At 58.7% G+C, this 25,095-nt stretch carries 21 protein-coding genes and 1 pseudogene; 13 read left to right on the plus strand and 9 right to left on the minus strand.

Features of this window, described 5'->3' with window-relative positions:
• Nucleotides 1-429 precede the first annotated feature (429 nt).
• Nucleotides 430-864 (minus strand): transcriptional repressor, encoded by a 435-nt coding sequence (locus tag F3J24_RS25245; protein ID WP_370527775.1) that lies wholly within the window; start codon nucleotides 862-864, stop codon nucleotides 430-432.
• Nucleotides 865-982: 118 nt separating this feature from the next.
• Between F3J24_RS25245 and F3J24_RS24275 the strand changes: the two genes are divergently transcribed.
• On the plus strand, nucleotides 983-3,223 hold the full coding sequence (locus F3J24_RS24275; protein WP_167011388.1) for a TonB-dependent siderophore receptor: 2,241 nt from the start codon (nucleotides 983-985) through the stop codon (nucleotides 3,221-3,223).
• Nucleotides 3,224-3,466: 243 nt separating this feature from the next.
• Here the strand turns inward: F3J24_RS24275 and F3J24_RS24280 are convergent, their stop codons facing one another.
• From F3J24_RS24280 to F3J24_RS24295, 4 genes are all read right to left on the minus strand, one after another.
• The gene (locus F3J24_RS24280) at nucleotides 3,467-4,849 is read right to left on the minus strand and encodes an ATP-binding protein (protein ID WP_167011390.1); all 1,383 of its coding nucleotides are present in this window, start codon (nucleotides 4,847-4,849) and stop codon (nucleotides 3,467-3,469) included.
• Nucleotides 4,846-5,598: a response regulator gene (locus F3J24_RS24285; protein ID WP_167011392.1), complete on the minus strand. Its 753-nt coding sequence runs from the start codon at nucleotides 5,596-5,598 to the stop codon at nucleotides 4,846-4,848. Before F3J24_RS24285 ends, F3J24_RS24280 begins: the two co-directional genes overlap by 4 nt.
• A gap of 485 nt (nucleotides 5,599-6,083) precedes the next feature.
• Nucleotides 6,084-7,310 carry a PQQ-dependent sugar dehydrogenase gene (locus tag F3J24_RS24290; RefSeq protein WP_167011394.1) on the minus strand — a complete coding sequence of 409 codons (1,227 nt, stop codon included), beginning with the start codon at nucleotides 7,308-7,310 and terminating at the stop codon, nucleotides 6,084-6,086.
• A gap of 389 nt (nucleotides 7,311-7,699) precedes the next feature.
• A complete protein-coding gene (locus F3J24_RS24295) occupies nucleotides 7,700-8,317 on the minus strand; it encodes a TetR/AcrR family transcriptional regulator (RefSeq protein ID WP_167011396.1) in 618 nt (205 codons plus the stop codon).
• A 157-nt stretch (nucleotides 8,318-8,474) separates the two neighbouring features.
• Between F3J24_RS24295 and F3J24_RS24300 the strand changes: the two genes are divergently transcribed.
• The 10 genes and pseudogenes from F3J24_RS24300 to F3J24_RS24345 all read left to right on the plus strand — a co-directional run bounded on the left by F3J24_RS24300 (nucleotide 8,475) and on the right by F3J24_RS24345 (nucleotide 19,806).
• Nucleotides 8,475-10,253: an ABC transporter ATP-binding protein gene (locus F3J24_RS24300; protein ID WP_167011398.1), complete on the plus strand. Its 1,779-nt coding sequence runs from the start codon at nucleotides 8,475-8,477 to the stop codon at nucleotides 10,251-10,253.
• Nucleotides 10,247-12,016: an ABC transporter ATP-binding protein gene (locus F3J24_RS24305; RefSeq protein ID WP_167011400.1), complete on the plus strand. Its 1,770-nt coding sequence runs from the start codon at nucleotides 10,247-10,249 to the stop codon at nucleotides 12,014-12,016. Before F3J24_RS24300 ends, F3J24_RS24305 begins: the two co-directional genes overlap by 7 nt.
• Complete coding sequence (locus F3J24_RS24310; RefSeq protein ID WP_167011402.1) at nucleotides 12,016-12,957, plus strand: ABC transporter permease; 942 nt, start codon at nucleotides 12,016-12,018, stop codon at nucleotides 12,955-12,957. The genes F3J24_RS24305 and F3J24_RS24310 overlap by 1 nt, the downstream gene beginning before the upstream one ends.
• Nucleotides 12,957-13,913, plus strand: coding sequence for an iron chelate uptake ABC transporter family permease subunit (locus F3J24_RS24315; protein ID WP_304515594.1), 957 nt, complete (start codon nucleotides 12,957-12,959; stop codon nucleotides 13,911-13,913). The genes F3J24_RS24310 and F3J24_RS24315 overlap by 1 nt, the downstream gene beginning before the upstream one ends.
• A complete protein-coding gene (locus F3J24_RS24320) occupies nucleotides 13,910-14,686 on the plus strand; it encodes an ABC transporter ATP-binding protein (RefSeq protein ID WP_167011404.1) in 777 nt (258 codons plus the stop codon). Before F3J24_RS24315 ends, F3J24_RS24320 begins: the two co-directional genes overlap by 4 nt.
• The gene (locus tag F3J24_RS24325; RefSeq protein WP_167011406.1) at nucleotides 14,683-15,624 is read left to right on the plus strand and encodes a siderophore ABC transporter substrate-binding protein; all 942 of its coding nucleotides are present in this window, start codon (nucleotides 14,683-14,685) and stop codon (nucleotides 15,622-15,624) included. The genes F3J24_RS24320 and F3J24_RS24325 overlap by 4 nt, the downstream gene beginning before the upstream one ends.
• A 97-nt stretch (nucleotides 15,625-15,721) precedes the next feature.
• Entirely contained in the window at nucleotides 15,722-17,926 is a 2,205-nt protein-coding gene (locus F3J24_RS24330) for a TonB-dependent siderophore receptor (RefSeq protein ID WP_167011455.1), read from the plus strand.
• Nucleotides 17,927-18,319: 393 nt separating this feature from the next.
• On the plus strand, nucleotides 18,320-18,973 hold the full coding sequence (locus tag F3J24_RS24335; RefSeq protein ID WP_167011408.1) for a cytochrome b/b6 domain-containing protein: 654 nt from the start codon (nucleotides 18,320-18,322) through the stop codon (nucleotides 18,971-18,973).
• Nucleotides 18,970-19,498, plus strand: a pseudogene (locus F3J24_RS24340) (molybdopterin-dependent oxidoreductase); the annotation flags it as partial. The gene F3J24_RS24335 and the pseudogene F3J24_RS24340, both read left to right, overlap by 4 nt.
• A gap of 140 nt (nucleotides 19,499-19,638) precedes the next feature.
• A complete protein-coding gene (locus F3J24_RS24345; protein WP_167011410.1) occupies nucleotides 19,639-19,806 on the plus strand; it encodes a hypothetical protein in 168 nt (55 codons plus the stop codon).
• Nucleotides 19,807-20,231: 425 nt separating this feature from the next.
• Here the strand turns inward: F3J24_RS24345 and F3J24_RS24350 are convergent, their stop codons facing one another.
• From F3J24_RS24350 to F3J24_RS24365, 4 genes are all read right to left on the minus strand, one after another.
• On the minus strand, nucleotides 20,232-21,257 hold the full coding sequence (locus tag F3J24_RS24350) for a methionine synthase (protein ID WP_167011412.1): 1,026 nt from the start codon (nucleotides 21,255-21,257) through the stop codon (nucleotides 20,232-20,234).
• Nucleotides 21,258-21,323: 66 nt separating this feature from the next.
• Nucleotides 21,324-22,307, minus strand: a complete 984-nt coding sequence (locus F3J24_RS24355; protein WP_167011414.1) for a DUF1852 domain-containing protein — start codon at nucleotides 22,305-22,307, stop codon at nucleotides 21,324-21,326.
• A 45-nt stretch (nucleotides 22,308-22,352) separates the two neighbouring features.
• Nucleotides 22,353-22,934 (minus strand): FMN reductase, encoded by a 582-nt coding sequence (msuE, locus tag F3J24_RS24360; protein ID WP_167011416.1) that lies wholly within the window; start codon nucleotides 22,932-22,934, stop codon nucleotides 22,353-22,355.
• A gap of 20 nt (nucleotides 22,935-22,954) precedes the next feature.
• Nucleotides 22,955-23,209 carry a hypothetical protein gene (locus tag F3J24_RS24365; RefSeq protein WP_167011418.1) on the minus strand — a complete coding sequence of 85 codons (255 nt, stop codon included), beginning with the start codon at nucleotides 23,207-23,209 and terminating at the stop codon, nucleotides 22,955-22,957.
• Between the two features lie 278 nt (nucleotides 23,210-23,487).
• Between F3J24_RS24365 and F3J24_RS24370 the strand changes: the two genes are divergently transcribed.
• A complete protein-coding gene (locus tag F3J24_RS24370) occupies nucleotides 23,488-24,399 on the plus strand; it encodes a LysR family transcriptional regulator (RefSeq protein ID WP_167011420.1) in 912 nt (303 codons plus the stop codon).
• A complete protein-coding gene (locus tag F3J24_RS24375) occupies nucleotides 24,396-25,049 on the plus strand; it encodes an epoxyqueuosine reductase QueH (protein ID WP_087082725.1) in 654 nt (217 codons plus the stop codon). The genes F3J24_RS24370 and F3J24_RS24375 overlap by 4 nt, the downstream gene beginning before the upstream one ends.
• Nucleotides 25,050-25,095: the final 46 nt, after the last annotated feature.

Raw genomic sequence — 25,095 nt, forward strand, 5'->3', positions numbered from 1 at the left:
CTGCAGCCACCATCTGGCCCCGCGCCATCCCTGTGAAGTGCAAGGACAGGCAGTGCGAGGGCTATGTGATCACCCCGCAGATGGGGCCAGGTGAGTACCTGTTTTTCGTGCCTACAAGCGAGTAGGCGGCTCAAAGACGCAGCAGGACGGAAGCACTTCTAGGTGCTGACGGCAACTCACCTAACAAGGGCGGGATTCATCCCGCCCTTGTTGATTGGTGCGGCGCCAATGCGTTGCCGCTCATCATCGATGGATGCAGCCAGCAGCGGATCTGGACGCGAGGACGCTGTGCTTGGGCAGCGCGCCATAACTCTGGTGCAAAGTACGTTGGCAAGAGCAGCGCCGAGGCAGATCTCTGTGCCCGAACACCTACGATGACACTCCTGCCGTATGCGGGACCATAAGAGTTGTGAGTCCGCGTTCACTGCATCAGCCTGCCAATTTGAGGCGGTAGACGATGCGTCCGTCTATTGCATGGCAGCGTGTCAGAAGGCCCGCGTCCGCCATCTCCCGCGCGACGCGGTAGATCGTCTGCTCCGCAAGCGGAGTTCCGGCACTCTCCAGTTGTCGACGTATATCCGGGTATTTTCCGCCGTCCTGACCGAGGCTCTCTATCGCTTTCAGAACCAGTAGACGAGGCTGGGTGGGACGCATTCGGAACTTGTGCCTGCGCCTGAACAGAGTGGAGGCGTCTGCCGATGCGGAGGGTGGAGACGCTGGCTTCTGCTGGATGTCGATCATCCGCCACATGCTCATCTGGATTTGTTGCCTGTCTTTGCCGTTCCATGGCCGTTTGTTGCGCCAGTCAGGCGGTTTTTCGAATGACAGGCCTGTGGTCCGATGCGCTGCCACATTTCGCCACATTGCGGCATAGCTGCGCAATATTCATTGGTAATGATTCTCAACAACCAGTTCCAGACACACACCTGAATCACTCCGCCGGAGTGATTTTTTGTTGAGTTTACAAACCAAGGAAAATTGCATGCGCAAGAACATCAACCCGCGACTCCACCCTCCTGCGGAGGTGACCCAGATCGCCCTGGCCGCCTGCCTGTGCTTGGTCAGCGCGTCGTCCATGGCCCAGGAAGTCACCCTGGATGCGGTGACCGTGACCGAGTCCGCTGCGCCCTCGCTCAAGACGGATGTCGCGCCTTCGGCCAAGTTCACGGCCCCGCTGCTGGACACGCCCAAGACCGTCCAGGTCATCAGCGAGGAAGTGCTCAAGCAGACCGGCGCCACCAGCCTGCAGGACGCGCTGCGTTCCACGCCCGGCATCACCTTCGGCAACGGCGAGGGCGGCAACCCCTCGGGCGACCAGCCGTTCATCCGGGGCATGGATTCTCAGTCCAGCACCTTTGTCGACGGCATGCGCGACATCTCGGCGGGCACCCGCGAGATCTTCAACATCGAGGCGGTGGAAGTGGTCAAAGGCGCGGACTCGGCCTACGCCGGTCGTGGCGGTGCTGGCGGCTCTATCAACCTGGTCACCAAGAAAGCCAAGAATGAGAACTTCATCTCCGGCGACGTCGGCCTGGGCACCGACAACTACAAACGCGGCACCCTGGATCTGAATCGCAAGATCAACGACACGACGGGCTTTCGTCTGAATGCCATGGCCCACGGGGCCGATGTTCCGGGTCGTAACGGTCCAGAGAACAAACGATGGGGCATTGCACCCACAGTGACCTTCGGCATGGGCACGCCCACGGAGGTGACGCTGTCGTGGCAGCACCTGCAGACTGACAACATTCCAGATGGCGGCGTGCCCTATCTCTACACCAACGCGGCCATGGCCAATCTGCCTGGCGGAACCCGGGTCGGGCCGACCTATGGCAACAACCGTGAGAACTGGTACGGCTTGAGCGCGCGCGACTACGAAAAGGAAAAGAGCGATCTGTTCACCGCTTCGGTGGAGCACAAGTTCACCGACACCAACAAGCTGCGCAACAGCCTGCGCTACAGCAAGACCCGGCAGGACTATGTATGGACCCAGCCCGATGACAGCAAGGGCAATGCCATCAACGGCTATGTGTGGCGCCGCGGCAATGCGCGCCTGGCGGAGGTGACCACGCTGCAGAACGTGACCGAGTTCACCGGCAAGGCGCAGACGGGCTCGGTTGGTCATAGTTTTGCCCTGGGCCTTGAGCTTTCGCGCGAGAAGTCCGATGTGCGCTCCACTGCCATCCAGAGCGGCGGTGTCTGCTCCAGTGTCCTGGCGCCGTGGTGTGCCTCTCTGGACAATCCCAACAGCTCCGATGCCTGGAATTTCGCCTGGTCTTTGCCAGCGGAGGCCACGCGCAACAAGATCGACACCACGGCCCTGTACGGTTTCGACACCATCAAGTTCAACGACCAATGGCTGCTCAATGCCGGCCTGCGAGTGGATCACTACAAGGTGAACTCGGCCGGCCCGGCCACCACCGGACGCAGCCCCGCGCCAGCGTATGACATCAGCCGCAGCGACACCTTGTTCAACTACCAGTTGGGTCTGGTCTACAAGCCGGCAGACAACGGCAGCATCTACGCCAGCATCGGCACTTCCTCGCGTCCTGGCGGCTCATCGCTGGGCAGTGGCAATGAAGACCAGGCGATCAACACCGATGCCCTGGCCAACCTCAAGCCCGAGAAGACGCGGTCGATGGAGCTGGGCACCAAGTGGGATCTGCTGAACAAGCGCCTGGCCCTGTCTGCGGCGCTGTTCCGCAACGATGTGACCAATGTCCGCATCACCGAGAACGGCATCACCTACATGGGTGGCAACAAGGTCGTGAATGGCGTTGAACTGGGCTTCAACGGCACTGTGCTGCCGAACCTGAATATCTTTGGCGGCTACACCTATATGGACAGCGAGCAAAAGAATATGGGCGCGGGCAATATCGCCAACGGCCTGCCCTTTGCCAACACCCCCAAGCACAGCTTCAGTCTGTGGACCAGCTACAAGCCCATGGCCAAGCTGACGCTGGGCCTGGGCATCTACGCTCAGAGCGATGTGAACCAGGGCTATGCGCGTTCCACCGTGGACGGCGGCATCGTCACCAAGGGTGCTGGCGGCTATACGCGCTTCGATGCCATGGCCGCGTACCAGATCGACAAGAATCTGACGCTGCAGCTCAACGTGTACAACCTAGGCGACAAGGTCTACTACAGCGGCATCCGCTCGCCGCACTATGCAACCATTGCGGCCGGCCGCTCGGCCGTGGCCTCGCTCAAGTTCACCTACTGAGCCCCGCCACACCATCCCTGAAGGCATCCGCGCCCGCGCTGGCGCGGTTGCTGAATGGCGAAAGGTGGACAACGCGTGGTGAAGACCCGAAGCAGCCCCGTCGGCAAATCCTGCCAGCGGGGCTTTTCTCATCTACTTCATTTGAAACTAATAAAAAAATAGCTGCTATCGCTTGATATATATGTATTTCAGATACTTTTTAATCTGAAATTTAGTAATAGTAAGCGTTAGCAGCTCATATTTTTATACCGGCATTTCGATGAGAGCACGCAGGCCGCCTTCGACCCGGTTGTGCAAAGTGACATCGCCGCCATGGGCGCGTATGGACGAACGCGCAATCGCCAGCCCGAGGCCGACGCCGCCGCTGTGTGTGCTGCGCGCCGCATCCAGGCGGGTGAAGGGCTCGAACACATGCTCCAGCTGCGCGGGGGGAATGCCTGGGCCGTCGTCGTCTACGGCGATGCGCAGCACCCGGCGGGAGTCGTCCAGCATGGCGGCCACGCGCACCTCGCCATAGCGCGCGGCGTTGTCGATGATGTTGTGCAGCGCGCGCTTGAGGTTTACCGGTCGGCAGCGGTAATGCAGGCCGGCATCGAGCCTCAGGGTAGGGCGCACGGATTTTCCGCTGTTTGACTGGGCATCGATGACTTGCTGTATGAGCGCGTCCATGGCCACCTCCTGGGTCGGCTCCTGATGAGCTTCGTCGCGTGCAAAGCGCAGAGTCTCCGAGACCATGGCGCTCATGTCGTCGAGCGTGGCGATCATGGCATTGCGCAAGGCCTCGCCCTCGATGAATTCCGCGCGAATGCGCAGCGACGTCAGCGGCGTGCGCAGGTCGTGGCCCATGGCGGCCAGCATCTGGGTGCGCCCGTTGACGAAGCGCACCAGGCTGTCCTGCATGTCGTTGAAGGCCTGGACGATGTCGCGCACGCCACTGAGTCCGCCGGGCTGGGGCAGGACCACGCGCTCGCCTCGGCTCACGCGCCGGGAGGCCTCGGTCAGCTCGGCAAGCGGGCGCATGATCTGGCGGCCAAACAGCAGAGCGATGATGGCTGCGGGAATAGTGCCCACCAGCAGCGAAAAACTCAGCACGCGGCTCCAGTGCGCAGGCACGGGCGTTGGCCAGTGTCTGCTATAGAGCCATTGGCCCCCGGGCAAGAGCACCTCGACGTCCATGGCCAGCGCGTGGCGGCTTCTAAAGGCCTTCTCAATCCAGTTGCGCCTGTCCACCTGGCCCGAGACGCCGGGCAGGACATTCAGCAGGCGCACATGAAGCGGCGTTTCGGGAGCCAGTTCCAGTCGGGCGCGAATGGCTTGCTCCAAGGCAAGTTCCTGCCGGCTCCAGCGGCTGTCTTCACCTTTGACGCGCGGTGCAGTGAAAAGACGGAATTCGGATTCGGGCAGGCTGATGTCTTCCAGCAACTGATTGACGGGCTGGTCGTGGCTTGCTGCCTTGTAGGCGGCCAGGATACGGGTCTCTATTGTGCGTGCTGAGAGCGGATGAATTGCAATATTGTCGGAACGCCACCAGGACAGGGCCAGCACCGCAATCAGGTGGGCCACCAGGATGGCCACGATCCACAGTGCCAGCAGCTGCCCTGAAATGCTGCGTGGAAGCCACCTCATGCCCACTCTGCGTCCACCTTGGCGGCAAACATATAGCCGTCTCCGCGCACCGTCTTGAGCAAATGGGGACGGCGCGAATCGGGCTCCAGCTTCTTGCGCAGTCGGCTGATCTGGCTGTCTATGCTACGGTCGAAGCTCACCGCGTCAGCGCGCTGCGTGTGGTCCAGCAACTGGCTGCGGCTGAGTACACGACCGGCATTCTCGACCAGTACACGCAGCAGATGGAACTCGGCGGTGCTCAGCGCGATGCTCTGATCGCCAGGGTCGCGCAACTCGCGGGTGCGCGTGTCCAGGGACCAGCCGCTGAAGATAAACCGGTATTCGTGCTGCTGAGACGGCGCGGGCGCATTCAGCCGCTGGGCTGCGTCCTTCTCTGTCCGTAACTTGCGTCGCAGCACGCTGCGTATCCGGGCCACCAGTTCCCGAGGATTGAAAGGCTTGACCACATAATCGTCTGCACCGATTTCCAGTCCAGCAATACGGTCCGCTTCATCGCTCATGGCTGTAAGCAGGATGACTGGCGTACCAACGTGCTCCGAAATGTAGCGGCACAACGAGAAGCCGTCTTCGCCCGGCAGCATGACGTCGAGAACGATAAGGTCGAAGTCACTTTTCTGCAGGCAGCTGCGCATGGCATTGCCATCTTCAGCTGTCTCTACCTCGAAGTCGTAGCGGCGCAGGAAGGTCGATAGGGGCTCCCGAATGTTCGCGTGATCGTCAACGATCAGGATGTTGCTCTGGGAGTTCATGCAAACAGAATGATATTGATTTTTATTTATTTTAAGGCTGAAGAGAGGTGCCGCTTCCTCTGAAACCCAATGGCTTTGCTCGGGGTCTGGCGATCAAGCAATGCCTTCATCGACGATCCACCCGCCGAACCGTCAAGCCTTCTCAGGGAGCGCGACCAGACAACCGGTCGCGAACGGGGTCCCGGTCATGGATATTTCTTGCGCCTGGCTCCGAGGGCTGTGCGGAAGTACAGGTCGCCAGAGGCTAGAGCATGCTCCCAGCTTCGGCACGCCTCTGGGTGCGAGCGAGCCGAGATTGCCGTATCGCGACGCAGGTAGTGCAGGACATGCGCCATCGTTAGCAGGCTTTGGCTGCTGTAAGTTTCTTGAAGCCTGCCAAGACCGGGCGAGACGATCCAGCCATGCGATGTCGATCATGGCTGGCTGTCAATGCAGAGCCGAGTCGAGTCCGATGATGCCGATCTACACATCGAACGTCGATGAGATTATTTGGGTGTGAGGCGATACAAACCGCCCTGATTGTCGTCCTCGATCAGCCACAGTGCTCCGTCAGGCGCCTGCTCCACGCTACGGACGCGGAACCCGACCTTCCAATGCTCGGCCGGTGTGGCGGTCGCACCGCGCACCTCGATTCGGTGCAGGGCCTGACTGCCGAGACCGGAGGCGAACGCTGAGCCTTTCCACTTCGGAAACATCGCGCCGCTGTAGAACATCAGGTTGCCGGGTGCGAAAACAGGCGTCCAGTAGATCACTGGCTTGGCAAGGTCGGGGCGAGTATCAGGACTTGCAATTGGCACGCCGTCGTAGTTCTCCGCATAGGAAACCAGCGGCCAGCCGTAGTTCTTGCCTGGCTCGATCAGGTTCAGTTCATCGCCACCGCGCGGCCCATGCTCCAGCTCCCAGAGTCGGCCATCCGGCGCGAACGCAAGCCCGTAAGGGGTGCGATGTCCGGAGGTCCATGTCTCCGATGGGGTCAGATTGGGTCCGTCAAACACATGGGTGCGCAGGACCGGCGCGGTCTTGGCGGCTTCCGTGTCTTTTGGCGGATCAATCACCGGGACAGACCGTGCGCCGGTCTTGCCCTCCATGGGGTTGCCTGGCGCGGGCTTGCCATCCAGGGTCAGTCGTAGAATCTTGCCCGCGGGTTGATTCGGATCCTGAGCGGGTGTCATGCGCTGCCGATCGCCGACCGTGAGGAAAAGAAATTTCTGGTCTGGAGAGAAGGCTACCGCCGCGCCGGCCTGACCTCCCTTGCCTTTGATCGGGTCACGCCATATGACCTTCAGATCCTCCAACGAAGCCATGCTGGTGCCGATTTTGAGCGTCGCGCGGGCCAGCGCCAGGCTCGAAGTGCCCGGTAGCTGTCCGGGCTCCGAATAGGTCAGATAGATGGCAGCGTCGCTCGAATAGGATGGGGCCAGGTAGACGCCGAGCAGGCCGTTCTGATTCTCGTGCAACACAGGCGGGACGCCGGTGACTTCAAGCTTCTGCCCGGATTGGCTGGCAAGGAAGAGCTTGCCGGTTTTCTCCGTGATCAGCATGCGCCCATCCGACAGAAAGGCTATACGCCAGGGCAGATTGAACTGCGCGATCTTGGTGAGCTTGAATGGAGGCGATGCAGTGGGGGGCAGGGGGCCAGCGTTGATCTGTGCAATCGCAGGCATTGCACCGAGAAACAACCAAGGAATGAGTCCGAACTTTGGGAATTGCATGCATCGCTCCTCACTGGATAGTCCCGAGAATAGCAGGCGATGATCTTAAGGCCAGGTCTCATCAGTTCACCAAGTGGCTACCTGCCATGTCGAGTGAGGTGGGTAGCAGAACTCATGCTATGGAGGCATTGAGAGGCTGGAGTTCAAGCGGTCTGGTGCGCAGGCCATGTTCCAATGCGAAGCCGCGAAGAAAATGTTCAGGACAAGCAGCCTGATGCATGTAATGCCAGCCGGCGTTGAGCCGGCGCGGGGCTGCCGAGCGAATGAGATTTTCGCGCGCAATGACAGTTCGGGGGGGGGCGGCGGCGTTCCCGCAGACCGCTTTGCTCATCTTTGCCGGAGCTTTGCGACAATCCAGGCTCTCGATTTCTGCCGATGCCTGCGCTGCTTCAGGGATGTGGCCTGCTGTTGAGTAGCCCCAGTGATCCCACTATCAAAGCCCGGGTTCCCTCGACTAGTTCAGTCTCCATCTCTGCCTCCTCAAGCTGCCCGTCTGCCCCGTCAAGTGGCTCCAGCCGAGCTGCAGAGTACACCGTGTCGGCGGCGGAGATGCAAAAGAAAGTCACGGTCGCGAGCAACCAGCGTGACTGCTCATTGGTGATGCCGTAGGCCTGCGCAATATGCGCTTGATGGGTGCTGATCTTCTCCAGCATGGCTGGCGTGGCCGCCAGGCGACGAATCACAAAGGGTGTCACACCTGGGTGGGCTTTCACGAATTGCCGTGTGGATGCCGTGAATCCGACAAGGTATTCCTCTAGCCCGATCTTTTGAGGGCTGCTTGCCTGCGGCAGTTCCCAGCGTCTGAAGATCTCCTCGGCAATCAGGTGTTTCAGTGCTTCCAGGCTCGGCACGTGCTTGTAGAGCGCCATGTGGCTGACACCCAATGCAGCGGCAACGCCAACGAAAGTGATGTCCGGAAGGCCAATGGAAATTCCGACGTCTGCAATTTTTTCTCTGGTGATGGAGCGTGGTCTTCCACGATTCGATGGCTTGGGTGTGTGGGTCATACGCTTTTTCTCGGTCTGTGAACCAGATTGTCGGGGATGGACTCATCCTTCGTGGAGCTATTGCTGGAATCATCTTGAATTAGTTTATTATCATGCAACTAATTATTGTTGAGCTTTCCGTTCGCATCTGCGTGAGCGCCGGCTTTTCTGATTTCGAATGTCTACCTCCGAATCGCTGGCCGAATCCGCCAGCCCTCCCCAACCGATTGCTCGGATATTTGCGCCTATTCGCGGGCGCCTGGCGCTGGCGGGCCTGAGCGCCGCGGCAGGCACCATGCTCACGCTGGTGCCACTGGCGGTTATTGCGTCCATCGCCAGGCAGGCCATGTCTGAAGACTTGGGTGGCATAGGGGGCCAAGTCACTGTCGCTGTGCTGTGCATGCTCGCGGGCATGGCTTTGGTGGTCGTCGGGGAGCTGATCGCGCATCTGGCAGATAACCGGCTCACCTACGATCTACGCATTGCAGTGATCAGACGTCTGTCGCAGGTGCCTTTGGGCTGGTTCACTGCACGAGCCTCGGGTGAGGTCAAGCAGGCGCTGCAGGACGATATCTCGACGCTGCACAGCCTGACAGCCCACTTCTACACCGCAGTGGGCCGGGCCGTCGGAGCGATCACGATCGCGGTGATTTATCTGTTTGCGCTGGATTGGCGCATGGCGATATTTGCACTGCTTCCTTTCCCTGGGTTCTTCGTGTTTCTCAAACGCGCGATGAAGGCCGGTAGTGCCCACATGCAGGAGTTCGTGGCGCAGTTGGGACGAATCAACAGTGCTACGGTGGAGTTCGCGGGTGCGATTCCGGTTGTGAAGGCCTTTGGTGGCCCGAATCCGGTGCATGCGGGCTACAGAGATGCAGTTGATGGATTCGCCAGGGTCTTTGCGGATTTCACCCGTCCTTTGGTGATCTCCATGGCTCGTGCGCATGCATTGATTGCGCCCGTGACTGTGCTCGGTGTGGTGGTGGTCGCCGGCACGGCATTTGTCGTCATGGGATGGATGCAGCCTTTGGATGTACTGCCTTTCGCATTGGTAGCGCCAGGCATATGCGCTCCGCTGTTGCTCTTACATACCTTGCTGCATGACCTGCAGGGTGCAACGGCTGCCGCCCAGCGGGTGCTTGCGTTGCTGGATACTCCGGTACTGCCGCAGCCGGTCGCCGGGCAGCAATCGTTTCCTGAAGGCAGTGTCGTGCGTTTCGAGCAAGTGGCCTATGCCTATGAGGCAGGGCCGCAGGTGCTGTCCGGCGTCAGCTTTGAATTGCAGCCCGGCACTGTCACGGCGGTGGTCGGTCCCTCGGGTTCCGGTAAATCCACGTTGGCACGTTTGCTGTTACGGTTCTTTGATCCGGTGCAAGGCTCTATCACTCTGGGCGGAGCCGATCTGCGGCAGATTTCCAGCGCAAGCTTGTATCAACGCATTGGCTTCGTGCTGCAGGAGGTGCAGCTGATTCACGCCAGTGTGCGCGAGAACATTGCTCTGGCCCGCCCGTCGGCCTCCATGCAGGAGATTGAGGCAGCGGCGCGAGCGGCCAATATCCACGATCGCATTCTGGCATTGCCGCGCGGTTACGACTCCGTGGTGGGGGAGGATGCGCAGCTCTCCGGTGGCGAGCGCCAGCGCCTGAGCATTGCCCGGGCCGTGCTGCTGAACCCACCCATTCTCGTGCTGGATGAAGCCACAGCTTCTGCCGATGCGGAAAGCGAAGCCGCCATTCAGGATGCGCTTTCGCGCTTTGCCCGCGGACGCACCTTGCTGGTGATTGCGCATCGGCTGGACACCATCATGCATGCGGATCGCATTCTGGTACTACGCGAGGGTGAGATTGCGGAGCAAGGCAGCCATGCACAGTTACTCGCTGAGGACGGACTCTATGCGCGGTTATGGCGGCTTGGTGCTTATGCCAGCCCTGTGCAGAAGAAGGAGCTGGCATGCTGAAGACCTTCCTGCAACTGCTGGGTAATGATGTTCGCCTGCTGCGCCGCTACCTGTGGTTGGCTGTGACCTATGGCGTGCTGTGTGGTCTGGCTATGGCGGCGTTGGCTCCGATGCTGGAGCATGGGTTGCGCGCTGACTGGCGCCCAGCCATCGGGTGGCTGGTGGCGCTGCTGCTCGGTGTGTTTCTGTCCTGGATGCTCCGTCGGGCAGTGGAGCAGGCTGGTGTCCGTGTGGGCGTGGCGGTTCTGCAAAGTGGACGTCACCGGCTGGGCCATCACATGGCAAGTCTGCCTATTGGCTGGTATACGCCAGGCAATACCGCACGCATCGGCCATGTAATAACACAGGGGATGATGGGTATTGCGCAACTGCCAGCGCATGTTTTTACGCCACTCATCAGTGGAGCGGCAACAGCCCTGATCGTGTTGCTGGCGCTTTTTGTGTGGAGTCCGCTGTTGGGGCTCGTTGCGCTGGTCGCGTTGCCATTGCTCGCGGGCGCTTTCGCGTGGGCATCCTCCATGTCGGCACGCGCCAATGCTGCTTTCCAGCGTGATTTTGCCGGGGCCAGCCAACGTATGGTCGAGTTCGCACAGGCCCAATCGGTGCTGCGTGCGTTCAGCGGCGATGGCAACGGCACCCGCTTTCTGGAGCAGGCCATCACTGCGCAGCGGCAATCCGGGCTGCGGCTGATGGTGTTGTCATCGCTGTCTTCCGTGCTTTGCATCTGGGCTGTGCAACTGGTCTTTGCCGCGCTGCTGTTGGTTGCCATCTCTGGCTTGAATGCGGCGGCAGGTGATGCTTTGTCCAATGCGGAGGTCATTAGCTTCACGGTTTCTTTGCTGCTGCTGGTGCGCTGGCTGGAGCCCTTGCAGGAAATTGCCGGTTATGCCGAAGTGCTTCGGAGTGCTGGAGCGCAGTTGGAAGCGGTGCGGGATCTATTTGCTGCGCAGCCGCTGCTGCAGCCCGGGAAGGTGATTCCTGCGGGAGATCCCAGCGTGGAGTTGCACGATGTGCGGTTCCAGTACCCCGAATCCCCCGATGAAGTGCTGCGCGGCGTGAGTCTGCGTGCAGAGCCGCTCAGCATGACGGCGCTGATAGGAGTTTCCGGCTCCGGCAAGTCCACGGTGATGCGCTTGATTGCCCGCTTCTTCGATACCACGCAGGGAGCGGTGTTGATCGGCGGTGTGGATGTGCGTGACATGGGGGATGCACAATTGGCTGGACAGATCAGCCAGATCTTCCAGGACAGCCATCTGCTCTGCGGCAGCATCGCCGACAACATTCGCCTTGGCCGACCTGATGCCAGTGATGCGCAGGTGCTGCAAGCAGCCCAGCAGGCCGGGTTGGACGAAGTCATTGCGCGTCTGCCACAAGGGCTGTTGACCCTGGTGGGTGAAAACGGCGCACGCCTTTCCGGTGGAGAGCGTCAGCGTGTTGCGATTGCGCGGGCGTTGATCAAGGAGTCCCCCATCCTGTTGGTGGATGAGGCCACCGCCGCGCTGGACGCAGAGAACCAGTTCATCATCGCGAGAGCCCTGGCCAGGCTGAAGGGGAAACGCACGCTGATCGTGATCGCCCATCAGCTCTCCACCATTGCCATGGCTGATCAGATTGTGGTGCTCGAGGACGGCGTTGTGGTGGAGCGCGGAGCGCCTGCACAACTACAGGCAAGGCAAGGCCGCTATGCCCAGTCCCTCGCACGGCATCGTGCGGCCAAAGGCTGGCGCACGGCTGCTGCGCAAATGTGCGGGGATGCGGTTTGATGCGTGGGCGTTGGGTGCTGGTTTTTGCTGCATTGTGCGTGGTGTCCGTGCTGCTGGGGGCGCGGCAGATGGTGTGGTCAGACCTGCTTTCATTGTCAGGCGACACCTGGCTCACCCTGACTGCAAGTCGATTGCCGCGTTTGGCAGCGCTGGTGTTGACGGGCGCGGGCCTGTCGGTGTGCGGAGTGATTCTGCAGCAGATTGTGCGCAACAAGTTTGTGGAGCCGGGAACTACAGGCGGCCTGGATGCAGCCAAGCTCGGCATTCTGGTGGCGCTCACCTTGATGCCCGCTGCGGGAACCATGAGCCGAATGCTGTTTGCGCTGGTGTTCAGCTTGCTGGCAAGCATAGTGTTCATTGCAGTGATCCGCCGCATCCGGTTTCGCAATCTGGTGCTGGTGCCAGTTGTCGGGTTGATGTACGGCAGCGTGCTTGCTTCCTTCGCCGAGTTCTACGCCTACAGCCACAACATTTTGCAAAGCATGCAGGGCTGGTTGCTAGGTGACTTTTCGCGCGTGGTGCAGGGGCACTACGAGATTCTCTACATCATTTTCCCGGTGGTGATACTGGCCTATCTGTACGCGCAGCGCTTCACGGTGCTGGGCATGGGTGAAGACATGGCCACAAGTCTGGGCCTTGGTTATGCGTCCACCGCTGTCGTCGGCTTGGTGCTGGTGGCATTGACGGTATCGGCCACCGTGATTGCCGTGGGGGCGATACCTTTTGTGGGCCTTGTGGTGCCGCAATTGGTTGCCTTGCGCTGTGGCGAGAACCTGCGGCGTACGCTGCCCTTGGTGGCTTGGGGAGGCTCTTGCTTGCTGCTGGCCTGCGACATCGCCGGGCGGTTGGTGATGTATCCCTTCGAGGTGCCCATCGGCCTTACCGCAGGCGCGGCAGGCGGCGTGATGTTCCTGTGTCTGATCGTGCGGGGGCTTCGGTGATGCGCATGTCGTTGACCAGGACCTGCTGGATCGTCGCTCTGGTGATGGTTGCCCTGGCACTTGTGTTTGTGCTGGTGGGATCCGGCCTGGATACGGATTACGTGATACCCAAGCGGCTTGTGCGTCTTGCATCGATTGCGATTGGCGGCATCTGCGTGGCAGTGTCGGCCATCGTGTTTCAGACGCTGGTGAACAACCGTATTCTGACGCCAGCCATCATGGGCTACGAGGCTGTGTATCTGCTGTGGCAAGCCCTGCTGCTGTTGCTGCTGGGCGCGCAAGGGCTGGCCATGCTGGGTGCGCGAGGGAATTTTCTCGTGTCAGTGCTGCTGATGCTGGCCTATTCATGGGCGTTGCAGTGGTGGCTGCTGCGCCGTGGCCGCAATGATGTGTATGTGCTGCTTCTGCTCGGCCTGGTGCTGACCATGGTGATAGGCACGTTCACGCAATTTGTGCAGCTACGCATCAGCCCTGGCGAGTTTGCCGTGTTTCAGGGGGTGAGCTACACCTCTTTTAATCGCGCCAAGCCCGAGACGCTGTTCTACGCTGCCATCGTCGTGGTGATCGCCTGCGCAGCAGTAAAAAGAACGCTGGCAGTACTGGATGTGCTGGCCCTGGGACGTGATCAGGCCATTTCCCTGGGCGTACCGCATGAACGCTACCTGCAGCTCTATCTCGCGCTGACCGCCATTTTGGTGGCGCTGTCCACCAGTCTCGTGGGGCCCACGGCCTTCATGGGCATCTTTGTGGCCAACATCGTCTATGCCCTGGTGCCGCATGCACGCCACCGCGTCACACTGCCGCTGGGGTGTGCGGTTTCCGTTGTCATTTTTCTTGTTGCCCAACTGTTGGTTGAGCATGTCTTCAACTACAAGACCACCGTGAGCATTCTGGTGAATCTGGTGTGCGGTGTGTATTTCCTGGCACTGATTGTGCGCAAGCGGGGTGCAGCATGATGGGTGTCAACCGTCTCTCGAAGCAATATGGCGGCAGGGCTGTGCTGTCAGACGTGAGCGTGGAGTTTCCCGAACGCTGTGTCACATCGTTGATCGGGCCCAACGGCGCGGGCAAATCCACGCTGCTCATGATGATGGCGCGCTTGCTGGAGCCCAGCAGCGGGGCTGTTCACTGGCAAGCGCGTGACGCCAGCCGGATTCCGATTGCCGAATATGCGAGGCATGTCGCCACACTACGCCAGGCACCAGGCTTCAACATGCGTCTGACGGTGCAAGAGCTGGTCGCTTTTGGACGTTTCCCGCATAGCCGTGGTGCGCTGACTGTCCAGGACCACCGTGTCATAGATGAGGCAATCGCCTTTCTATCCTTGGAGCCGCTGCGACACGCGTTCATCGACGAGATCAGTGGAGGCCAGCGTCAGATGGCGTTTCTCGCGATGACGATTGCGCAGCAGACGGATGTGCTGCTGCTTGACGAGCCGCTCAACAACCTCGACATGAGGCACGCCGTACAGATCATGCGTGCGCTGCGTCGTCTCTGTGACGAACAGGGCCGTACCGTGATTCTGGTGATTCACGACATCAATTTTGCGGCGAACTATTCGGATCACATCGTTGCCCTCAAGAGCGGAGCACTGTGCTTCAGTGGTCCAGCGCGGGAGGTGGTGACCGAGTCCCGCATGGCCGATCTGTACGGGCTGGATTTCGAGATCACGCACAACCAGCGTGGCTGTTTCTGCAATTACTTCACCTCCATGGAAGATCACTCATGAACTCATCGCGCAGGCAAATCCTGCTCTCTGCTACCGGTATGGCGGCTTTGTCCTCCATGGCTTCCATGGCTCATGCCTATGAACCTATCTCCATCCGGCACAAACTGGGCAGCACGCTGATCAAGCGTCTGCCGCAGCGTGTGGCGGCGCTGGAGATGAATGAGGTGGACTTTCTCGACCAGCTCGGTGTACCCGTGGCAGGCATGGTGAAGGACTACGTTCCGCATTTTCTCGCCAAGTACAAGGCCGATACCAAGGTGCAGGACCTCGGTGCCATCGTGCAGCCCAATCTGGAGCGTGTGCATGCATTGCGGCCGGACCTTATCCTGATGACATCGCTGCAGGCCGCCAGCTACGAGGAATTGACGGAAATAGCGCCCGCGCTGTACTACGAAGTGGACTTCAAGAACAGCGAGAAAGGCCATATCGAGGTTGTCAAGAATCATTTGCTGACCCTGGGCCGCATCTTCAACAAGGAAGGCCTTGCCAGAGCCAGAGCTGCCGAGCTGGATGCCGAAGTCCAACAGGTGCGGCGCATCACCCAAGGTCGGTCAGATAAGGCCCTTGTCGTGCTGCACAACAACGGAAGCTTCAGTTCCTTCGGTCAGCAATCGCGCTACGGCTTTGTGTTCAGCGCGCTGGGCGTGAAGCCCGCAAGCTCCGCGCTGGAAACCAGTCTGCACGGGCAGCCCATCTCCAGCGAATTCATCCAGCAGGCCGATCCGGAGATCCTGTATGTGGTGGATCGTACCGCCGTGATGGAGCGCCGCCCCGTCATCAATGCCGATGGCATTGCCAATCCGTTGCTGCGCCAGACCAAGGCCTGGAAGAACGGACGCGTGGTGTTTGTCGATGCAGACGCCTGGTACATCACTGGCGCCAGCCCCACAGCATTGAAGATTTTGATGCGTGATGTTCTCAAGGGCTATTCGCACTGATTGCCTTTCTCTTTCTCGTAGCCAGGTTCATCCTCAGCCAGCAGTTCTCCTCGCATGCGCAACTCAAGCGCCATGCATTTATCTACAGGTATCGGGTATGCCAAAGAACCCAGGTCTCATTTCATCGAATTCTCTAAAGAATCCCCCATTTGCACGCCGACGCAATGTGGTGTGTCCTCATGTGCTGTTGGGATTGGCGATGGGCGGCCTTCTGGCCGGTACAGCACAGGCCCAGACGCAAGTCGGTGAGGCGGAGGCCACGTTGCCGCAGATCACTGTGCAGGAAAAAATGGCTACAGTGACCGCTCCCTACGCAGGCGGCCAAGTCAATTCCGGTGGTCGTGTTGGCTTGCTGGGTGACAAGGACTTCATGGAGACACCCTTCAACACCATCAGCTATACCGATAAGTTCACGCAGGATCGTCAGGCGCAGACCATTACCGATGTGATCTCTGCCACCGACCCTACGGTGTTCAGTAATGGTGTTGCGGCCTCATGGAGCGAGAATTATTCGATTCGCGGCTTCTCTTCGAGCAGCTCCGACATGACGCTGGGCGGTCTCTACGGCATGGCGCCGTACTACCGCACCACACCAGAGATGTTCGAGCGCATCGAAGTCCTCAAAGGACCGTCGGCATTGCTCAATGGCATGCCTCCTGGAGGATCCGTGGGAGGCTCGGTCAACCTGGTTCCCAAACGCGCCACCAGCGATCCCATCACGCGGTTGACCACCACCTATATGTCGGATTCGCAGTTTGGCGGCCATGTTGATCTGGGGCGCAGGTTCGGGGCAGCCAAGCAATTCGGTATTCGCTTCAATGGCGTCTACCGCGGCGGCGAAGGATCGGTCAACCAGCAGGACAAGAAATCAAGGCTTGCATCGCTGGGTCTGGACTGGCGCGGCGACCGTACCCGTATTTCCGCCGACTTCTACACCAGCGATGACCGTGTGAACGGCGTGACGCGCGGCATCAGTCTGGCCCCCGGTGTGGCCGTTCCCAGAGCGCCGAAGCCTGAGACCTTACTGAACCCCGACTGGTCGCATGTGCACAACAAGGACAGGGCTGCGATGGTGCGTGCTGAATTCGATTTATCGGATCAGGTCATGGCCTACGCAGCATTCGGCGTCAGCCGAACCGATTATGAATACAACGGGGCGATGACGGCTCAGGTACTCAATGCTGCGGGTGATTTCAAGACCGCCATGGGGCAACTGGCGTTTGAGCAGAAAAAGCGCTCGGCAGAAATTGGTCTGAAGGGCAGGCTGAAAGCCGGAGCCATCAAGCATCAATGGGCGATCAATGCTACGCACTATGCCCATAAGCAGGACGACTATGGCCGTCGCAGCGTACCGGGCGCAGACTGGACCACCAACATCTACAACCCGGTCTGGGGACCGGAAGCGCCGTTCATTGCACCGCATATCTCGCACACAGAGGTACGTCTGGCGAGCGTTGGCTTGGCGGACACCATCTCATTTGCCGAAGATCGCGTGCAACTCACTCTGGGAGTGCGTCGCCAGCAAGTGGTCAGCGATGCCTTCAACATCACCACGGGGGCGCGCACTTCACGATATGACCAAAGCGCCACATCACCTGCCGCAGCTTTGTTGTTCAAGGCGACAGAACATGTGTCGGCTTACGCCAACTACATTGAAGGCCTGAGCCAGGGTGCAACCGCACCAATGACCGCCGCAAATGCGGGTGAAGTGTTTGCTCCTTACAAAACCAAGCAGAAGGAAGTCGGTGTGAAGCTCGATCTTGGCGAGTTCGCGCACACGGTCAGTCTGTTCGAGATCACGCGTCCTAGCAGCTATACGGACCCGGTTACGAATATCTTCTCGTTTGGCGGTGAGCAGCGCAATCGCGGCATCGAGTGGGGCTTCTGGGGTTCACCGCTGGGTGGCATACGCCTGATGGGCGGGATTGCATACACCACACCCAAGCTGACGCAGACCGCCGCAGGCCTCAATCAGGGCAAGGTCGCCACGGGGGTACCCAAGCTGCAAGGAAAACTGGGGACGGAATGGGATGTGCCGGCTATTGCCGGGCTGACCGTGACAGCGAATGCAACGGCGGTTTCCAAGCAATACATCAGTGCTGACAACAGCCTGTGGGCGGCAGGTCGTGTGACCTACGATCTCGGTGCGCGCTATGCGACGAAGATCGACGGCAAGCCTGTTACTTTTCGAGCGGCGGTGCTGAACGCATCCAACAAGGCCTATTGGGGGATGCCTCTGCTTTCCAGCCTGGCACTGGGGGCTCCACGCACGTTTGCGCTGTCGGCAACGATGGATTTCTGACCGGATTGGAGCCCGGACTCGGCACTGCCACTGCCCTTCAGCATGCGCCGAGTCACAAGGGCCTTGGTACGATCGGACTGCAGGCACCGCCTACCGACAAGTCACTGCGCAGTTAGGGGGTGGCAACTTGATGTCTTAGTTGCTGTCCCTTTAATGCGCAAGGTGAGGACTGGTTCTGACCGGCGGGTGAGCATCTAGGGGGCATCAACCCAGAGGGGCTTGAGCGCGCCCGGGCTTGGGGCTGGGAAATGTCTACTGGATTGGGGCAGTCCGCTTTCAAGCTGTTCTCTGAACAGTTGATTGATCTAACCTCCAATATCTGCAGCCCAAATATCACGATTTATTGAACTCTTGGTGAGGACTTCGAGACCAGGTGCGCCGAGCAATGCACCCATGTCCTCCCTCACACGTCAACCGCCGAAACGCAGTGTCTTCGTGCAGCCGCTGTGGCTGCGCATCACTCACTGGGTGAATGCTCTAGCCGTGCTGATCATGGTGATGAGCGGCTGGCGTATCTATAACGCATCACCTATTTTTGACTCTGCCTTTCCAAACAACATCACGCTTGGTGGCTGGTTGGGGGGCGTACTGCAATGGCACTTTGCCGGTATGTGGCTGTTTGTGCTGAACGGGGTTGCTTATTTGCTGCTGAATCTGATCACTGGCAGGTTTGGGCAGCGAATGTTCCCCGTTTCAGCGCGCGGCATCGTGCGTGATACTTGGCTTGCGCTGACGGCTCGCTTGTCGCATGCAGACCTGAGTCACTACAACCAGGTGCAGCGTGCAGCCTATCTCTTTGCTGCGGTGGATTTGATATTGCTGGTGCTCAGTGGTCTCGTGATCTGGAAATCGGTGCAGTTTCCGCTGCTGCGTGAGCTTTTGGATGGATACGACATGGCCCGTCGTATTCATTTCTATTGCATGGCAGCCATTGTCTGCTTAGTCGCCGTTCACCTTCTTATGGTCGTGTTGGTTCCGAGGTCGCTGCTGGTCATGCTGCTCGGTCGCTCCACCTTGCGCTCGGTCAACAAGGAATCCACATCATGAACACTTCCATCTGGCATCGGGAAAACGCCGAAGCCGTGGTCGCCGAGGCCCGGAACTTGCTGGGCAGACAGTTGCCACAGGCATCGCGCCGGAAGTTTCTTGCGCGCGGGCGGCCTGGGGCTGCTTGCAGGATGCAGCATTGACGACAACGCAACTGCCGAAGCCGCGCTGACGCGGATCTCGCAGTTCAATGATCGGGTACAGGGCTGGCTTTTTGACTCTTCACGCCTCGCCCCCACTTACCCAGACTCGATGATCACCCGCCCATTTCCATTCAACGCTTTCTACGACGAAAGCAAGGTGCCAGAAGTGGACGAAGCGAGCCTTCTTCTGGAGGTGACAGGGCTTGTGGCCGACAAGCATCGCTGGACGCTTCATGAATTGCATGCACTGCCGCAGTACACGCAGGTTACGCGCCATATCTGTGTGGAAGGCTGGAGCGCCATCGGCAAATGGGGTGGTCCACGCTTTGGTGACTTTTTACCTGCCGTCGGTGCAGACCTCGGAGCCCGCTATGTGGGCTTCTAATGCGCGGATACCGAATATTTATGTAAGTGGTTGATAAATAATGAGATTTTTCTCTGCCGAGCAAGTTTTTCCCCACAAAAACCCAGGCTGACTTGGACTGCTACGACACCAGAGGTAACAACATCAGTTATGACAACATGTTCACCAATTTTATCAACCGTACGCCGTCATTAGAGGATATGCCCATCAAAGACGTGATCGTTTGCGAGGCGGAGCTGGCTCACCTGATGTCGGCGCGCTTCGGGCATATAGCGCCTCCGCTGCGTATTCCGGTCGAACTGACCGCCTGCGCCGATTGTGGCTGACTAGGCTGCTGGTTGTGACTGACTGAGTTCGGCCAGAAGCTGTCGTCCGGTAGGTAGCCGTGAACGGCAGGTCTAGGCTGATCAGAGTCATTCCTCGTCGTGTGCATGAACGGCAGCAAAGGCCAACGCGAACCGTTGAACGCAGCCTGTCCTGAACGGTCGCTTCACCCTCAAGACCCGCCGCTCAACTGTGCGGATTGCTACCACTGACTCGAAGGGCCGCTTCTGCGTGCTCCGACAGGCGTCGTGTCGAGGCCAACTGTGCAACGTCCGCAGCCTGTCATGCAGAAATCGCTATAGGCCAGTCATTTTCAAATGACGCTGTTTTGTAGAGCTCGACCGTCTTTGAAATTCCGCCCAATTTGAAAAGATGGTCGTGCGCGCATGACGTGTCGAGCCACCGCCTGCACGACGCCTGGACAGAGTTACGCTGCGGCGAGCCGCTCCTTGGCCAGCTTGGTGCCTGCTGCCAGAGCCTTCAGCTTGCGCCAGGCCACATCGCGGCCCATCGGTGCCAAGCCGCAATTGGTACAGGGGAAGAGTCGCTCCTTGGGCACAAACTCCAAAGCGCGACCAATGGTGTCAGCGACTTCCTCGGGAGTTTCGACCACGTCGCTGGCCACATCGATCACACCAACCATAACGTCCTTGCCGACCAGCAACTTCATCAGGTCAGGCGGCACATGGGAATGGATGCATTCCAGGCTGACCTGATCAATGCTGCTGCTAGCCAGGGCGGGGAACACCGTCTCATACTGGCGCCATTCGTCGCCCAGAGTGCTTTTCCAGTCGGTATTGGCCTTGATGCCGTAGCCGTAGCAGATATGCACCGCTGTCGTGCAAGTCAGGCCCTGCGCAGCGCGCTCGAGCGCCTTAACGCCCCAATCAGCGGCATCTTTCATGTAGACGTTGAAGGCTGGCTCATCGAATTGAATGATATCCACGCCATCGGCCTGCAATGCCAGGGCCTCCTGGTTGAGCAGCTCGGCAAAGGCGAAAGCCATTTTGACCTTGTCGCCGTAGAAGCGATCTGCCACCGTGTCAACGATGGTCATCGGACCAGGCAAGGTGAACTTCAGCTTCTTTTGGGTATGCGCGCGGGCCAACCTTGCTTCGAAGGCATGCACGCGACCTTTCAAACGCAAAGCCTGCACCACCTGGGGGACCATCGCGTCATAACGATTGTCGCGTATGCCCATCTTGACCTTGTTGTCGAAGTCAATGCCTTCGACCTGCTCCAGAAAACCGTGCACGAAGTGCTGGCGCGATTGCTCGCCGTCGCACACGATGTCCAGGCCCGCGTCTTCCTGGGCCTTGATCCACAGCAGGGTTGCGTCGGCCTTGGCCTGCAGCAGTGCATCGCCTTCGGCCATCCACTGAGGCCAGAGCTTGTTGGTTTCAGCCAGCCAGGCGGGTTTGGGCAGGCTGCCGGCGATGGAGGTTTCGAACATCTTAGGATTTCTTTCTAGGAATGATGTGGAATGAACAGGCTTTAGGTAGTGCTGCATTTAAGCAGGTTAATGAGAGAAATTGCGGGCCCATTGTTCCAGCACGCCCTTATAGGGCTTGATGAAATGCTCCTCGGCAAACTTCCCCTGCTTGACGGCCAACTGGCTGCGCTCGTCCCGGTCATAGACAATCTGCGTTACTGAGTAATCTTGGTTTTTCAGACTCGGTTGATAAAGCTTTCCGGCCGCAGAATTGGCGTTATAGATTTCGGGGCGATAGATCTTCTGAAAGGTCTCCATGGTGCTGATGGTCCCGATCAGCTCGAGATTTGAGTAGTCGCTCAGCAAGTCGCCGTGGAAGTAGAAAGCCAATGGCGCGACGCCGTTTGGGGGCATGAAAAAGCGAACCTGCAAGCCCATTTTTGCGAAGTATTGGTCTGTGGATGACAGTTCATTCTGTAGATACTCAACGCCCAGCACGGGGTGGTGATTCTCAGTACGATGATAGGTCTTGCTGGTCGAGACGCTGATGCAGATGACTGGTTGCTTGGTGAAGTGCTGCGTGTAAGTGCTGGAGCTCGCAAAATGCTGAAACAGCTTTCCATGCAGGTCGCCAAAATCGTTAGGTACGCCGAATTGCGGACGGTTTACGTTGTAGTCGGGCAGCAGCACACTGAAGTCGTAGTCACGCACGTAGGAGGAGAAATTGTTTCCCACAATGCCGTCGATGCGCTTGTTTTCCTTCCTGTCGAGAAAGCTGGTTTTCAGAATCTCAATCAACGGAAATACATCGCTGCTGCCTTGAGCCGCAATGTTCATTTCCACAGAGATGATCTCCAGCTCCACCGAGTAACGATCTGCTGTCGGGTTATCCCAATGCGCCAGATCATTGAAGCGGCGGTCAATCATCCTTAGCGTGTTGCGCAGGTTCTGCTGCCGACTAGTGCCGCGGGCCAAGTTGGCAAAGTTGGTGGTAATGCGCGTGCTGTCCGATGGGAGATAGTTTTCATCGAAACAAATGCTCTTGAGACTAAAGGTAAGTTGTTCGTTCATGGCAATCTGGTAATTCAATATTCAAGTGAAAGACTGGTGTTTTGTTCAGGCCGCAACCGCTTCATCGACCTCAGTGACTAGGGCATGGCCCGCTAGCTCCAGGAATGGCAAGGCCCGCTGGACCGCCAGCCTGGCTCGCTCAATCAAGGCCTCGTCCTGCAAGCGATAGTTGGCAAAGTCCTTGTCGGTCGCATAGACCCCCAGAGGCAAGGTGCGCGCCTGGAAGAAGCTGAACAGCGGACGCAACTGATGGTCAATCACCAAGGCATGGCGCTCGCTGCCGCCAGTAGCGGCCAGCAGTACAGGCTTGTCGATCAGGGCGTCCTGATGAATGAAGTCGAAAAAGTGCTTGAACAGTCCGGTGAAGGAGCCTCGATACACGGGCGTGGCCACCACCAGGATGTCGGCTTGCTCTACCAAGGCAAGAGCCCGCTCCACGGTCTCGGGCAGATGGGAGCGCCAAACCGAGCCTGCCAACTGCGGTGCGATCTGGCCCAGATCGACCAAACGTCGCTCGCATGGAACGCTTTCCGCAATCAGGTCCAACAGGTGCTCAGCCAGGGAAGCAGATTTGGAGGGGCTTTGCAGGCCACCGGAGACCGCGACTACACGAAGTGTTTTTGTCATTTGTAATTTCCAAGATAGATTTAGACGGCGGGGATGCCCAGCAATTTGCGTGCACGCAGCAACAGTCTTTCGGCATCACGGTCGGTGTACTGCGAGTCATTCACTGCCATCCAGTTTTCAAGGATGGTGCAGGTGATCTGCAGCAATTGCAGGTGCTTGGACCATGCGCCATGCCGTCCGTAAGGCAGTCTCATGCGCAGAGCTAGCTCAAGCACTGCCTGAGCCGCATCTATCCAGCCTTGATCCAAGGCCGGTGCATTTCGCAGCTCGACCATGCCGTAGATCTGTAGAACGAGATCGGCTTTGCGATCTAGCGCAGCTGCTCGAATCTTCTGTGCATGGCTCACCCGGAGTACCCGTCCTTGACAGCAGGGCTTGATCGAAAGACTGCGCTCATCGAAGAGACGCTTACCAAGCGCCTGTGATATTTGTTGTTAAGCATGCTCATGAGCGCTCCGGAAACCTAAAACAGCAATGGGTGCAGATGGTATTGATGGCAGTCAATGAAGTAAAATGGTTTTATTTCATAAATCCATGAATGTGAGTCATCTGAGTGCTTGAGCGCATCCACCTCAATATCGTGAAGCAGGTCGAGAAACAAGGGTCGTTGACAGCTGCCGCAAGTGTTCTGAACCTGACCCAGTCGGCTCTAAGCCACAGCATGAAGAAGCTGGAGCAGCAACTGGGCACGGATATTTGGTTGCGCGAGGGCCGAAGCCTGCGGCTGACGCAGGCGGGCCAGTACCTGCTGGCAGTGGCTAACCGTGTGTTGCCGCAATTGAACCTGGCCGAAGAGCGATTAGGTCAGTTTGCTCAGGGCGAGCGCGGAGCGTTGCGCATTGGTATGGAGTGTCACCCTTGCTACCAGTGGATGCTCAAGGTGGTTGCCCCCTATCTGGCTGCATGGCCCGACGTTGATGTGGACGTCAAACAGAAATTCCAGTTCGGAGGAATCGGTGCGCTATTCGGGTATGAGATCGATCTGCTGGTCACGCCGGATCCGCTGTACAAGCCGGGTCTGAAGTTCGAGCCCGTTTTTGACTATGAGCAGGTGCTTGTTGTGGCCAAGGGCCATGCCCTGGCATCAGTGCCATACGTGAAGCCCCGCCAACTGACCCAGGAAGTGCTCATCAGCTATCCCGTGGAGATAGAGCGCCTGGACATCTACAACCAGTTCCTGTTGCCTGCCGGAGTTACGCCCAAGCGCCACAAAGCCATCGAGACCACGGACATCATGCTGCAGATGGTCGCTAGCGGACGTGGAGTCGCAGCCCTGCCGCGCTGGCTGGTCGATGAGTACGCGGTGAAAATGGACGTAGTGCCTGTGCGACTCGGCGTACGCGGAATCGCCAAGCAGATCTTTTTGGGCGTGCGCGAATCGGAGACCGCCATCGATTACATGCAAGCTTTCATCGAACTGGCTCGCCAGCCTGTCACCACCGGCAACCAAGGAGCCAGCTCATGAACACCGCCGTAGAACGTAAACCCCTTCCATTGCCCGGTGGTCATGACAAGGTATTGCTGCACTCCTGCTGTGCGCCTTGTTCAGGCGAGGTGATGGAGGCCATGCAGGCCTCCGGCATTGACTTCACCATCTTCTTCTACAACCCCAACATCCATCCATTGCACGAATACGAACTGCGTAAGAACGAGAACATCCGCTTTGCCGAGCAGTTCGGAATTCCCTTTGTTGATGCGGACTATGACCGCGACAATTGGTTTGAACGCGCAAAAGGCATGGAACATGAGCCCGAGCGTGGGGTTCGCTGCACCATGTGCTTTGATATGCGTTTTGAACGCACCGCGTTGTATGCGCATGAGAACGGCTTTCCAGTGATGACCAGTTCGTTGGGAATCTCGCGTTGGAAAAATATGCAGCAGATTAACGACTGTGGCATGCGTGCCGTAGAGCACTACCCCGACCTCATGTATTGGGACTACAACTGGCGCAAAGGCGGCGGCTCTGCCCGCATGATCGAGATCAGCAAGCGTGAGGAGTTTTATCAGCAAGAGTATTGCGGCTGTGTGTACTCATTGCGCGACACCAATGCTCACCGCGTTGCGAATGGTCGGGAGCGCATCAGGCTCGGAGAGTTGTTCTACAAAAACGAGTGAAGTCGATGAGTGCTTTGACCGGCCCGCTCTGTGGCGCGATGTACTT

The sequence above is a fragment of the Comamonas sp. Tr-654 genome, assembly GCF_011752915.1.
Classification (GTDB): Bacteria; Pseudomonadota; Gammaproteobacteria; order Burkholderiales; family Burkholderiaceae_C; genus Comamonas.